Origin of the sequence: Dialister succinatiphilus (assembly GCF_928721695.1) — a bacterium.
GTDB lineage: Bacteria > Bacillota > Negativicutes > Veillonellales > Dialisteraceae > Dialister > Dialister succinatiphilus.
In genome coordinates this window covers 79,374-92,008 of the sequence record NZ_OV788641.1, presented here as the reverse complement: position 1 = coordinate 92,008, position 12,635 = coordinate 79,374, and the positions used below count along the sequence as shown (strand labels likewise).

At 51.1% G+C, this 12,635-nt stretch carries 12 protein-coding genes; all 12 read left to right on the top strand.

The window, feature by feature from the left end:
- Positions 1 to 149: 149 nt before the first annotated feature.
- The 12 genes from NW747_RS00415 (at position 150) to hisG (ending at position 12,630) form a co-directional block, all read left to right on the top strand.
- The gene (locus tag NW747_RS00415) at positions 150 to 1,790 is read left to right on the top strand and encodes an ATP-dependent nuclease (protein WP_273094844.1); all 1,641 of its coding nucleotides are present in this window, start codon (positions 150 to 152) and stop codon (positions 1,788 to 1,790) included.
- 364 nt (positions 1,791 to 2,154) lie between these two features.
- Positions 2,155 to 2,625, top strand: a complete 471-nt coding sequence (locus NW747_RS00410; RefSeq protein ID WP_273187462.1) for a ribosome maturation factor RimP — start codon at positions 2,155 to 2,157, stop codon at positions 2,623 to 2,625.
- A gap of 21 nt (positions 2,626 to 2,646) precedes the next feature.
- Positions 2,647 to 3,786: a transcription termination factor NusA gene (nusA, locus tag NW747_RS00405; RefSeq protein WP_040380386.1), complete on the top strand. Its 1,140-nt coding sequence runs from the start codon at positions 2,647 to 2,649 to the stop codon at positions 3,784 to 3,786.
- On the top strand, positions 3,783 to 4,049 hold the full coding sequence (gene rnpM, locus NW747_RS00400) for an RNase P modulator RnpM (protein WP_008860121.1): 267 nt from the start codon (positions 3,783 to 3,785) through the stop codon (positions 4,047 to 4,049). The genes nusA and rnpM overlap by 4 nt, the downstream gene beginning before the upstream one ends.
- The gene (locus NW747_RS00395; protein WP_273188261.1) at positions 4,042 to 4,353 is read left to right on the top strand and encodes a L7Ae/L30e/S12e/Gadd45 family ribosomal protein; all 312 of its coding nucleotides are present in this window, start codon (positions 4,042 to 4,044) and stop codon (positions 4,351 to 4,353) included. Before rnpM ends, NW747_RS00395 begins: the two co-directional genes overlap by 8 nt.
- A gap of 17 nt (positions 4,354 to 4,370) precedes the next feature.
- A complete protein-coding gene (gene infB / locus NW747_RS00390) occupies positions 4,371 to 6,929 on the top strand; it encodes a translation initiation factor IF-2 (RefSeq protein ID WP_273187461.1) in 2,559 nt (852 codons plus the stop codon).
- 491 nt (positions 6,930 to 7,420) lie between these two features.
- Positions 7,421 to 7,774 carry a 30S ribosome-binding factor RbfA gene (gene rbfA / locus NW747_RS00385; RefSeq protein ID WP_273187459.1) on the top strand — a complete coding sequence of 118 codons (354 nt, stop codon included), beginning with the start codon at positions 7,421 to 7,423 and terminating at the stop codon, positions 7,772 to 7,774.
- Positions 7,771 to 8,736, top strand: a complete 966-nt coding sequence (locus NW747_RS00380) for a DHH family phosphoesterase (RefSeq protein ID WP_273187457.1) — start codon at positions 7,771 to 7,773, stop codon at positions 8,734 to 8,736. Before rbfA ends, NW747_RS00380 begins: the two co-directional genes overlap by 4 nt.
- The gene (truB, locus tag NW747_RS00375) at positions 8,736 to 9,587 is read left to right on the top strand and encodes a tRNA pseudouridine(55) synthase TruB (protein ID WP_273187455.1); all 852 of its coding nucleotides are present in this window, start codon (positions 8,736 to 8,738) and stop codon (positions 9,585 to 9,587) included. The genes NW747_RS00380 and truB overlap by 1 nt, the downstream gene beginning before the upstream one ends.
- Before the next feature lie 7 nt (positions 9,588 to 9,594).
- Entirely contained in the window at positions 9,595 to 10,521 is a 927-nt protein-coding gene (locus NW747_RS00370) for a bifunctional riboflavin kinase/FAD synthetase (protein ID WP_273187453.1), read from the top strand.
- Positions 10,522 to 10,793: 272 nt separating this feature from the next.
- On the top strand, positions 10,794 to 12,008 hold the full coding sequence (locus NW747_RS00365) for an ATP phosphoribosyltransferase regulatory subunit (RefSeq protein ID WP_273187452.1): 1,215 nt from the start codon (positions 10,794 to 10,796) through the stop codon (positions 12,006 to 12,008).
- 1 nt (position 12,009) lies between these two features.
- The gene (gene hisG, locus NW747_RS00360) at positions 12,010 to 12,630 is read left to right on the top strand and encodes an ATP phosphoribosyltransferase (RefSeq protein WP_008860130.1); all 621 of its coding nucleotides are present in this window, start codon (positions 12,010 to 12,012) and stop codon (positions 12,628 to 12,630) included.
- Positions 12,631 to 12,635: the final 5 nt, after the last annotated feature.

Below are 12,635 nucleotides of genomic sequence, written 5' to 3'. Positions count from 1 at the left end.
GAGCCTGCTTTGATACGAATTTAATGTACCGGTCTCATGAGATTCCCAGCCTGCCTGCTGCTTTTGCTCTTCCGCTTGAACCCTCTCTGCCCCTTTTGACCATGATATAATAAAGGAAAGGAACATTTTCATGAGAAGGAGGCAGGGCCATGTTTATATCCCATATGCTGGTGGAAAATTACCGTACTTTCCGTCATGTGGAGCTTCACTTTGACAGCCGGGTAAATTATATTGTGGGGGATAATAATATCGGGAAAAGTAATTTTCTGACACTTCTGAAATTCATTACCCACGGGTACGGTTTCAAAGAAAATGATTTTCTGGAGCCCGATAAGCCTATCAGAGTACAAATCACCCTGTCGTCGGAGGATGACGGGCTGAAGGATACGGCCCATCTGGAGCTTCGGCAGCATGTACGGCAGGTGGTGCCCCGTCTTTATAATCTGGATAATGGAGAAGAGCTGCCTCTGGAGTATACGCGGTGCCTCTTTTATATCGATTTCGCCCTGGATGAAGTACCCAGAAAAATGATTTCCGAGGAAGACATTGCAAAAACCATTTCCATTTTTGAGGGGTACCTTTCCGGCGGGCCCGAGGTGATTGAAGAGGTGGAAAATCTGCTGAACCAGAAGGGCTTCCATCTTTCCCTGCCCAAGGAGGATGCCCGCAAGGCTACCCTGGTCCTGTTCAATGAAATTTTCCGTTCCATTGCCATTGGTACGTCCTATGATTCTACCATGAAGCTCATGATTGCCGTAGGGGTATCGCTTCTTATCAAGATGATTCGGAAAAAGGAAAGCCGGGCTATTTCTTTTGAAAACATGATTGTGACTGACAGCAGAGGGCGCCGTTTCCTTCCGGTGACTGTGAGCATTGATGAACCGGAGCTGCATCTCCATCCTTATCTGCAGCGGGCCATGCTGGCTTTCTGCCGCTCTATCCTGAACAATGAAGAGCCTTTTTTCCTGAAACTGGTGCAGACCATACTGGGCGTGGATGGGCTGAGGGGGCAGCTTTTTGTGGTCACCCATTCTACGGACTCCCTGGTCAACGATTATCGGCAGATTATCCGCATTTACTGGGACGACAGGAAAAAGGTGCAGGCTGCCTGCGGGGCCTCTTTCCACTTTGACAGGGAAATCGAAAAGCACCTGATCATGCATTTCCCCGAAGTGAAGGAAGCTCTTTATTCCAAGTGCACCATCCTGGTGGAAGGGGAGACGGAATACGGCTCCTTTGGCTATTTCGCCAAGACTCTGGGCGTTAATTTCGACTATCATGGCATATGCCTCATCAATGCCCGGGGAGAAAGTTCTATTTCCAAAATTGCCCAGCTGGTACGGCGTTTCCATATACCGGCAGTATGTCTTTACGACAGGGATGTCATGGGGACAACCCGGCAGTCGCCCTATGTTTTTTTTACTGATTTCATCTGCTATGAAATGGATGTGGTGAAGTCCTGTCTTGCCCATCGGGGACGAAAGGCGCTGGACCAGGTCATCGGTGACATGGAGGACGCCGGCGATGCGGTAAATACGTCCCTCATTAAAAAAGCGGGCGCCAAGCTGGGCCTGCCCAAGGGCTACTATCCTCCGGTGAAACTGAAAAATATCAATCCAAGAAATCGGGAGGCCCTGGAGTTCTACTATTTCGCCTGGCTTTATGGAAATAAAGGGGTCATCATTGGAAGGACTTTGGGCAAGAGTCTGGGAAAAGAGCTGATTCCGCCTGCCTTTGCCCGGGTTATCCAGGCGGCTGTCCGCCTCTCCTGCGGAAGCAGCGACAAATGATGAAAGCTCTATCAGGTGTTCAGGCGTCAGAAAGCACTGATTCATTCAGAAAGTTTTCTCATAAGAATTATATGCACTGCTTCGTCATGGAACTACCTGTATAGCCTGCATCCCTGTTTATCCCGCTTCCTGCAGGGCATTATAAATTCAGGAATAAAGGCAGACTTTGATGAAATCAGTATTTGCTCGAGAAATGAGATAAAAACGGCGGCGAAGCCGTCGCCACGACTCGGAGAGACGAAGAGCTCAATGATTTGCCACCCTTTACATAGTGTGGTATAATCAAACCGTAAGTGTGTGTATAGAGTTTCCTGTAGAGTGAGCTTCGGCTCACTCTTTCTTATATTAAGGATAAGGAGGGCATATGGCGCGCAGGGATGTGGAAGAAGCAGTGGAAAAACTGCTGGAGCCCGGCCTGGAGAGAGAGGGCCTGGAACTTGTGGATGTGGAATATGTGCGGGAGAGAAATTGGATTCTCCGCATTTACATTGACAAGGAAGGCGGCGTGGATCTGAATGACTGCCAGACTGTGAGCGAAAAAGCAGGCATGCTTCTGGATGAGGCGGATTTGATTCCTGATAATTACATGCTGGAGGTTTCTTCGCCCGGCCTTGACCGTGTGCTGAAGAAGGATAAAGATTTTATCCGTTATACCGGTGAGGACGTGGATGTGAAGCTTTTTGCCCCCTTGGAAGGGAAGAAGGGCGTGAAATCATTTACGGCCAAACTGCTGGGTCTTGCTGAGGACGGCGCTCTTCTTCTGAAAACAGAAGAGGGAGAGATTTCTTTAAGCAGAGATAAAATTTCGCAGGTTAGACTGCATTTTTCATTTTGATTCCGGGAGGAAATGGACATCGTGAATTTAGATTTAATCGAAGCAATCAAGGGCCTGGTGAAGGCAAAGAAGGTCGATGAGAAAATCGTTTTTGACGCACTGGAAATGGTGCTGCTCACTGCCTACAAGAAGGAAACCGGCAGCAATGCCAAGTCCTCTGTCACACTGAACAGGGAAACCGGGGATTACCATATTTATGAAGAAAAAATGGTGGTAGAAGAAATTGACCCCGACTCTGAAAATGCAGTGAATGAAATTTCCGTGGAAGATGCCAAGAAGATTGATAAGTCCTATGAAGCAGGAGACATGCTCCGCATCGAAGTGACACCGAAGAACTTCGGCCGCGTGGCCGCCCAGACCGCCAAGCAGGTGATGATTCAGAAACTTCGTGAAGCAGAAAGAGGATCTATTTATGATGAATTCTCCGGCCGCGAAGGCGATGTGATTACAGGCACCGTGAAATGGAGCGAATCCCGCACTATTTTCGTAGATCTGGGCCGCGTGGAAGGCATCCTTCCCTATGCGGAACAGATTGAAGGGGAAGAATTCCATCCCAATGATAAAATCAAATGCTACGTACTGGAAGTCAGAAAGACCACCAAGGGACCGGAAATCATCCTTTCCAGAACCCATCCGGGACTTCTGAAACGGCTCTTTGAACTGGAGGTTCCTGAAATTTACAGCGGCACTGTGGAAATCAAGAGCGTGGTCCGTGAAGCAGGCTCCCGCTCTAAAATTGCCGTTTATGCCATGGACCCCAAGGTGGATCCCGTTGGTGCCTGCGTAGGACCCAAGGGCCAGAGGGTACAGAACATTGTAAACGAGCTTCATGATGAAAAAATTGATATCGTCCGCTGGGATGAAGATCCTGCCGTGTATATCGCCAATGCCCTTTCCCCGGCCAAAGTCATTTCCGTTTCCGTGTGGGAAGAAGAAAAGTCCTCCTACGTCATTGTTCCTGATTACCAGCTGTCCCTGGCCATTGGTAAGGCAGGCCAGAATGCAAGGCTGGCAGCGAAGCTGACAAACTGGAAGATCGATATTAAGAGCGAAACCCAGGCGAAGGAAGAAGGATTCGGACAGGCCGCTGAGGAAGAAGATGATGATATCCTGGGAGATATTGAAGCCGGCGGCGAGGCTGAGGAGGAAACCAAAGAATGAAGGTAAAGAAGATTCCCATGCGCATGTGCGTGGGCTGCAAGGAATTAAAGCCGAAGAAAGAACTCCTCCGCATCGTAGTACTCCCTACCGGGGTGATCGAAGTGGACAGGACAGGCAAGAAATCGGGCCGCGGCGTGTATGTGTGCGACAGCATGGACTGTTTCAACAAAGCCTATGAAAATCACGGCCTGGAAAAATCCCTGAAGCGTCCGGTGTCCAAGGATGTGTATGAAGCGCTGAAAGCACAGATTGAAAATGGATGAGCCGATTTACAGGATGCTTGGCCTTTGCATGAAAGCAGGCAGACTGCTTTCCGGGAATGAACAGGTGTCGGAAGGACTTAAGAAAGGACAGGGTGTCCTGCTGATTGTTACAGAAGACAGCTCCCCGCGGACAAAGGATGAATATATAAAAGCTGCTGAAAGATACCACATTTCCTCCAGAATCTTCGGAGAAAAGGAAAGACTGGGACAGGCCCTGGGCAAAGGGGTCAGGACGGCAGCACTGATTACAGATAAAGGATTCGGCAGGGCAATTGCAGAAAAAATTGACCACCGGAAATCATAAAGGTTGGGAGGCTGCTTATGCAGAAGAAAAAGAGAGTCTATGAATTAGCCAGACAGTATGGCAAAACAGATAAAGAGGTGCTGGATGTACTGAAAAGTCACAATGTGGATGTGACCAGCAGACTGAGCGGCGTAGATGACAATGGATGCGCCATTTTGGAAAAGGCCTTTGCTGCAAAGAAGAGACCGGCTAAAAGGCCGCCTATGCGCACTGTCCGCTTTGATCACGAGGGCCGTCCTACGGACCGGAAGAAACAGGAAACAGGACGGAAATCCTATTCTTCCTTTGAAGTGCCGGAAGAACCGAAACCGGCTCCTGCTCCTAAGGCGGAAGCGCCCGTAAAGGCTGCTCCCAAAGCAGAAAATAAAGAAGTCAAAGCGCCGGCTCGGGAAGAAGCCAAACAGGCACCGAAGACGGAAAAGCGGGAAAACCGCCCGAGAGATGACCGCCAGAACCGTCAGAGAGATGGCAGAAACGACCGTCAGGGCAGAAATGACAGAAACGACCATGGCGGACGGGACGGCAGAAACCGCAGCGAAAACGGAAGACCTTCCCGAAACGGGGAACGCAGCGAGAACAGAAATGACAGACGGGACAGGAATGACCGCTCCCGCCAGGACAGGAAGCCGGCTGAAAGAAACAGCCGCCCTGCTCCTGTGGAAGAAGCACCGGCTGCTGTACAGAGAAGAGAAAAACCGGCCAAGAAGAAATCCAAGAAGGATTGGGAAAGAAGCCGCAGAGAAAAGGAAGGCGGTTCTTTGATGGCCCGTTCCCTGAACCAGACCAGAAAGAAAAAGCATATGGCTGAAAAGAAAGCTGCCTCCTATCCTACAGAAGTGGAACTGCCGCCCAGTGTGACAGTGAAGGAACTGGCAGAGCTCTTTGGCCGCGAAGTCAGTGAAATCATTAAACATCTGATGATGGACGGCGTCATGGCTACCATCAACCAGAATCTGGACCGGGATACCATCGAAATTCTGGCAGAAGAATTCGGCGTCACCCTGAAGGAAGCAGAAGCGGCAGCAGATCCCACCGAATACACCCCGGCTCCTGATGATCCCCGTTTCCTGAAGCCCAGACCGGCAGTGGTTACCATTATGGGCCACGTAGACCACGGCAAGACCACCCTGCTGGATGCTCTGCGCCAGACCAATGTGGCCATGCACGAAGCCGGCGGCATTACCCAGCGTATCGGTGCTTACCAGATTCGCTACAAGGGACACAAGATTACATTCCTCGATACCCCGGGTCATGAAGCTTTCACGGCCATGCGTTCCAGAGGTGCCCAGATTACGGATATTGCAGTGCTTATCGTAGCAGCAGATGACGGCGTTATGCCTCAGACCATTGAAGCTATCCACCACGCCAAGAATGCAGGCGTGCCCATTATGGTAGCAATCAACAAGATTGATAAGCCCGGTGCCAACCCCGACCGTATCAAGGAAGAACTGTCCAAGGAAGGCCTGCTGGCTGAAGACTGGGGCGGCGATGTCATTATGACCCCTATTTCCGCCAAGAAGAAAATCGGCCTGGATGACCTTCTGGAAAACATCCTCCTGGTGGCTGAAATGCAGGAACTGAAAGCCAACCCGAACCGCGAAGCCTACGGCGTAGTTGTAGAAGCCCAGCTGGATAAGGGCCGCGGCCCTGTGATGAGCGTGCTGGTACAGAACGGCACCCTTCATGTAGGCGACGGCATCCTGGCAGGCAAGAGCTGGGGCCGTGTCCGCGCCATGACCAATGAAAACGGCAGGAAGCTGAAAAATGCAGAACCTTCCGCACCGGCTGAAATCCTGGGTATGGACAGCGTGCCGGAAGCAGGGGACCATTTCTATGTAATGGATGAAAAGAAGGCCAGAGCCATTGCTGAACTCCGGGCTTCCAGAGCCAAGGAAGAAGAACAGCGGAACGTACAGAAAGTCACCCTGGACAACATCTTTGAAAAGATTAAGGAAGGGGAAATGAAGGAACTGGATATCATCATCAAGGCTGATGTGCAGGGTTCCGTAGAAGCACTGGTACAGTCCCTCCAGGGCATTAAGAGTGAAGAAGTCCGTATTTCCATCGTTCATTCCGCCGTAGGTGCCATCAATGAATCCGATGTCATGCTGGCTTCCGCTTCCCACGCCCTCATTATCGGCTTCAATGTCCGCCCTGATGCCAATGCCCGGGCTATGGCCGAAAAAGACGGCGTAGATATCAGGCTTTACCGCGTCATTTATGACTGCATCGATGACGTGAAAGCTGCTATGGCCGGCATGCTTTCGCCTACCATTCGCGAAGTGCTCCTGGGCCATGCGGAAGTACGTCAGGTCATTCATACACCGAAAGTCATTGTTGCCGGTTCCTACGTACAGGACGGCAAGATTACCAGCAACTGCCAGCTCCGCCTGATTCGTGACGGCATCGTCATCCACGAAGGCAAGATCAATTCCCTCCGCCGTTTCAAGGATGATGTGAAGGAAGTGGCTGCCGGCTTTGAATGCGGCATTTCCATTGACAGCTACCGTGATGTGAAGGAAGGGGACCAGCTGGAAGCCTTCGAACTGAAGGAAGAAGCTGCTGAACTGAAGTAAGGACACGCCCTTCGGGCGTGAGGATTGACAGGCCTTGCGGCCTGAGGTTTGACGCCTGCTGCGCAGGCGAAGGGGCTTAAGTTTGACGCGCCTCTGGCGTGCACAGCGAACATGATTTGAAGGAGCAAAGCGACGCACAAATCATAGTGAGTCGTTTCCCCTTTAGGGGCGAGGGTTGTGGTGGGCGGCTTCGCCGCCGGGTTTAATAAAATAACTGCAACCGGGTTTCATCCGGGAAAAGCAGGCCAACCGCGAAGCGGTATATAAAAAGTTCATCGCCGCCTCTGGCGGCGATACTTCAACCCTCGGGCCCACAGGGCCCGTCAAACTTAAGAACCTTAAGAACCCTCGGGGCGAAGCCCCGTCAACTGTCAACTGACCCTTCTGAACCCGGGGCCGCAAGGCCCCACACATATAATGATTTCATCGTATCCGCCTTTATCCAACTGCATAGAAGGCGGATATTTTTATAAAAACGTGAGGTGAGACCCATGTCTGAATTACGAGTACGAAAAATCCAGGAATTTATTAAGCAGGAAGTGAGCAATATGCTCCTTCATGATTTAAAAGATCCCCGCATCGGTTTTGTGACGGTGACGGGAGTCGAAGTGACCGGTGATCTCCGGGAAGCCAGAATCTTCGTGTCCCTCTTCGGAAGTGATGAGGAAAAGGCGGCTTCCCTGGAAGCGCTGAACAAAGGGAAGGGCTTTGTACGTCGGGAACTGGGACAGCGGCTGAAGATCTATTACACGCCGGAAATTTCCTTCGCCGAAGATACATCCCTGGATTATGGCATGCACATTGACGGCCTTTTGAAGAAAATTCACAAGGAGGAAGAAAAATGAGCCTTGCCCTGAATCATGCAAAGGAAATCGGCAAGAAGGAAGCCTGGGATTTCCTCATGTCCCATCACCGTTTCCTTCTGGTAGGTCATGAGCATCCCGATGGAGATGATGTAGGATCCATCTGCGCCCTTCGCAACGTGCTGGTTAAGCTGGGAAAGGAAGCGGATATGCTGCTGCCGGACCCGGTGCCCCATGTGTACCGCCTTATCAAAACGGCTGCCCTAGTGCATACGGAAATGCCGGAGGGAAAGGACTATGACGCCCTGGTGTTTACGGATCTGGGAAATCTGGAACGCGGCGGACATTTCAATTTCCCTGATGTGGACAGCCTCTGCATCGACCATCATCGGTCCAACGAGCATTACACCGACTATCTCTACATTCAGTACAAATACGCTGCTACGGCAGAAATGCTGGCAGAAATGTTCTTCGATGCCGGTATTTCCATGGACGAGGATACCTGCAATGCCCTGTACATGGCTATCGGTACCGACAGCGGCTTCTTCAAATTCTCCTGCACCTCTGCCCATACCCTCCTGATGGCCAGCAAACTGGTGGCCATGGGAGCCAAGCCGGACTATATTGCCAACAGGCTGGATGAAAAGACCGAGGAAGCCATGAAATGCTATCAGCTGGTGGCAGGTACGGTGCATTCCTATGATGATGGAAAAATCGTCATCGCCTATATGGGAAAGGAAGCCATGGAACTGGACGGCGAAAATTCGGATTACTATGCCTCCATTCCCCGCTGCATCAAAGGCTGCCAGATTGCGGCACTCTTCAAGTACAAAGGGGAAAAGGAAACAAGGATTTCCCTTCGCTCTACAGAACATGCCAATGTGGGAGATCTGGCAGCTGAATTTGGCGGTGGCGGCCACTGGAAGGCTTCGGGCTGCACCATTCATGAAAGCTTTTCTGACACAGAGCCCCTCTTTGTGAAAGCAGCGGAGAAATATCTCTGATGGACGGCGTTATCAATGTGGTAAAGCCGAAGGACTGGACTTCCTTTGATGTGATTGCCAAACTGCGCCGTATATATCACCAGAAAAAAATAGGGCATGGCGGCACGCTGGACCCCATGGCGGAAGGAGTGCTTCCCGTATTTCTGGGAAGGGCTGCCAGACTTATCGAATACGCTCCCATCCATACCAAAACCTATGAGGCCAGCTTCCGCATGGGTCTTGCCACTGATACGGAAGACATGACCGGACAGGTGGTGGAAGAGGGGCCCCTGCCAGAAGACCTTTCTGTCTTTGAAAAGGCAGCGGAAAAATTCCGGGGGCCTATCATGCAGGTACCTTCCAGCTATTCTGCCCTTAAAATCAAAGGAGAGCGGGCCTATAAACTGGCCAGGGAAGGGAAAAAGGTGGACCTTCCTGCCCGTCCCGTAACAATTTATAAACTGGAAATCACAGAAATCGCTCCGCCTTTCCTTTCTATGACCGTCACCTGCTCGGCCGGTACCTATATCCGTGCACTGGGGCGGGATTTGGGAAAGGAGGCAGGCTGCCTTTTGACTATGAGCGGCCTTAACAGAACGGAAATGGGGCCTTTTATCCTGCAGGATGCCTGGACGCTGGAAGACATAGAAAAGGATCCGGAGGGAGCGGTGATCAAAGACCTCCATCCCATTCTTTCCCAACTTCCGGCACTGGAGCTTTCCGAAAAGGAAGGAGCCGATTTTCTTCAGGGGAAAAGACTTCGCTGCTGGGAAGAGGACCGGGAAGCGACAGCCGTTTTTCAGGGATCCCGTTTCCTTGGTATCGCTTCTGTTTCCAGGGGCATCATTCATCCGAAGAAAGTGTTTTCCTGAGGCTTTTATGGAAATCTATCATTCATGGGAAGAACTTCCCACAAATAAAAAATTCGTGCTGGCCATGGGCTTCTTCGACGGCTGCCACAGGGGTCATGAGGAAGTGCTGCGCCTGGCCCGGAAACTGGCAGATAGGGAAGGCGCCATACCCGGCGTTCTTACCTTCTGGCCCCATCCTATGGCCGTCCTTGCACCAAAGGTGCAGGTGCCTCTTCTCCAGAGCAGGGAAGAAAAGGCGAAATCCATGGAAAAAGCGGGCATGGCTTTTGCCCTCTTCCTCAGGCCTGATGAGAAATTCCTCAAAGAGGAGCCCGAAGAATTTTTGGAAAAGCTGGAAAGCCTTCCCGGCCTGTCCGGCCTTGCGGCAGGGGAAAACTTCACCTTCGGCAGACAGGCCAAAGGAAACAGCCGTCTGTTGAAAGAATGGTTCCTCTTCAAAAAGATACCGGTCTCTGTGGCCGGTCTTACAGAGGAAGAGGGGAAAACCGTTTCCAGCACTGCCATCAGGCAGCTCATCCAGCAGGGACAGATGAAAGAAGCCGCCTGCCTTCTGGGAAGGAACTATACCCTTCAGGGCGGCGTGGTCCACGGCTTTCACCGGGGCCATGATATTCTCGGCTTTCCTACGGCCAACCTGTCTTTTGCGGAAAACCGGGTGCTTCCCAAAGACGGTGTCTATGCCACCTTTGCCCTGATTGATGGGAGAAGGTATCCTTCGATTACCAACATTGGGAAAAATCCTACCTTTGAAGGGAAACAAAGGACCATAGAAACCTTCATATTCCACTTCGACAGCAATATCTACGGAAAATCCTTCACCCTGGAATGGGTGGAAAGAATCCGCGGCGAAATCCGCTTTCCCTCGCCGGAAGCACTGGCGGCGCAGATTCAGAAGGATATACAGAGGGCGGAGAAGATACTGGAGAGAAGGTAGACGTCAGACGGCCAGCACTGATGATAAAGAAAGAAATTACGTAACCCTGGCTATAGACTCATGGAGCTGTGAAAAATGTAAATCATTTTTTCACAGCTTCTTTTATTTTGCGATATACAGCACAGCAGGTACAAATGCCAGTCCTCTGACGCCATATCCCACACCGGAGAGGACGCTTTTTCTACTTTTTTACAATTTTTACTGCCTTCCTTCTTTACTTTCTTACTTTAGCGTGGTAATGTATTAACCATAAGAAAGAGAGGAGGGCGCAAATGGCTCGTACAATGGATGACCTGAAAATGGTCCATGAAGAAGAAATGAAGAATTACGACCGCATTGAGAGCGCTGTGGTTTCCGTCATGCGGCGGCACGGGTGCAAGATTATCCAGACTCCCACCTTTGAGGATTATGATACCTACGGCACCTATTTTCCCCAGCTCCAGCGGGAGATGATAAAGACCATAGGGCCCGACGGCGAGGTGCTGGTCATGCGGCCGGATGTGACGGTGCCTCTGGTGAAGACGGTGGCCCGGGAGTATCCGGATCCGTCCCAGCTTTTGAAGTTTGGTTATGTGTCCATGGTGTTCCGTGAATATTATGGAAAGTCCACCCATGGGAAATATTTTCTCCAGAGCGGCGTGGAAGTGCTGGGCGATGAGACGCCGGAGTGTGACGGCGAGGTCATGGTCATGGCAGCGGAGTTTTTAAAGTCCGTGGACATCCGGGATATGCGCATCGACCTGGGCACTGTGGCCTATATGGACGCCCTTTTCGATGAGCTCCATCTGACAAAGGAGCAGCTGTCCCAGGTGCGGGAATATATGGAGAAGAGAAATCTGGTGGCCTTTGATGGTTTGGTTGACGGGCTTCCTATTACGAAAATCCAGCGGGATGTGCTGCTGGAGCTGCCGCGGCTCTTTGGGGATTATGAATCTACTTTGAAGCGGGCAGAAGGGCTGTGCCTGAATCACGGCATGATGGAATCACTCAGCCGTCTTCAGAAGGTCTACGAATACCTGGATGTAGCAGGCTACAGTGATTCTGTGCAGCTTGATTTTGCCTTTACTTCCCACATGGGTTATTATACGGACATGGTGTTCAAGATTTACGCTGATGGCGCCCTGTATTCCCTGATCAGCGGCGGCCGTTATGATTCGCTGGCCGCCCAGTTCCAGGTGCCCCGCCCGGCCTGCGGCTTTGGCCTTAACATGAACCTTCTCTACGAGGTCATGGCAGAAGAGGATCTGCTGGAAGAAATGGTTCCTTCCTGTGATCTGGCCGTGGTGTATGAGGAGGCGGACAGAAATTTGATACTGACTCTGATGGACTGGAGGCATAAAGGATACTCCGTCCTTGGAGTGAGCCGGAAGAACCGCATTATCCCCAGCGATTACCGCATGATAGCTTCCTATGAGAAAGGCTCTTTCCTTATAGGGGAAGAGGCACTGTCTAAAGAGGAAATGGAAAGAAAACTGGGAGGACTTTGATATGCTTCATATAGCTCTCGCCAAAGGGCGTATTGCCAGGAAAGTGATGAAAAGCCTGTCTGATGGAGGATATCAGTTCCCCGATTATTCCGATGACAGCAGAAAATTAATTTTTACCGATAAGGAAGGCCGCATCCGGGTGACTCTGGTGAAGTCACCGGATGTGGCGGTCTATGTCAGGCGGGGTGCCGCTGATGCCGGCATTGTTGGCAAGGATGTACTCATGGAAGACGGTGAAGAGGATGTCTATGAAATCCTTGACCTGGGTATCGGCAAATGCCGCATGGCTGTGTCCGGTATCAAGGGGAAAAGGGATGTGATGAATAAACGCATCCTCACGGTGGCTTCCAAATATCCCTCCATTGCAAGGAAGTACTTTGCCGGCCGTTTCCAGCCCATTGATATCATCAAGCTGAACGGCTCTGTGGAGCTGGCTCCTCTGGTGGGACTCTCCGATGTGATTGTGGATATTGTGGAAACAGGCACGACCCTCCGTGAAAATGGCTTGGAGGCCTACGATTATTTTATGGATTTCTCCGCCCGTCTCATCTGCAACAAGGTCTCCTTCAAGATGAAACAGGATGAATTGAATCAGTTCATACAGGTGGTCAAAAAGGATTGACCACA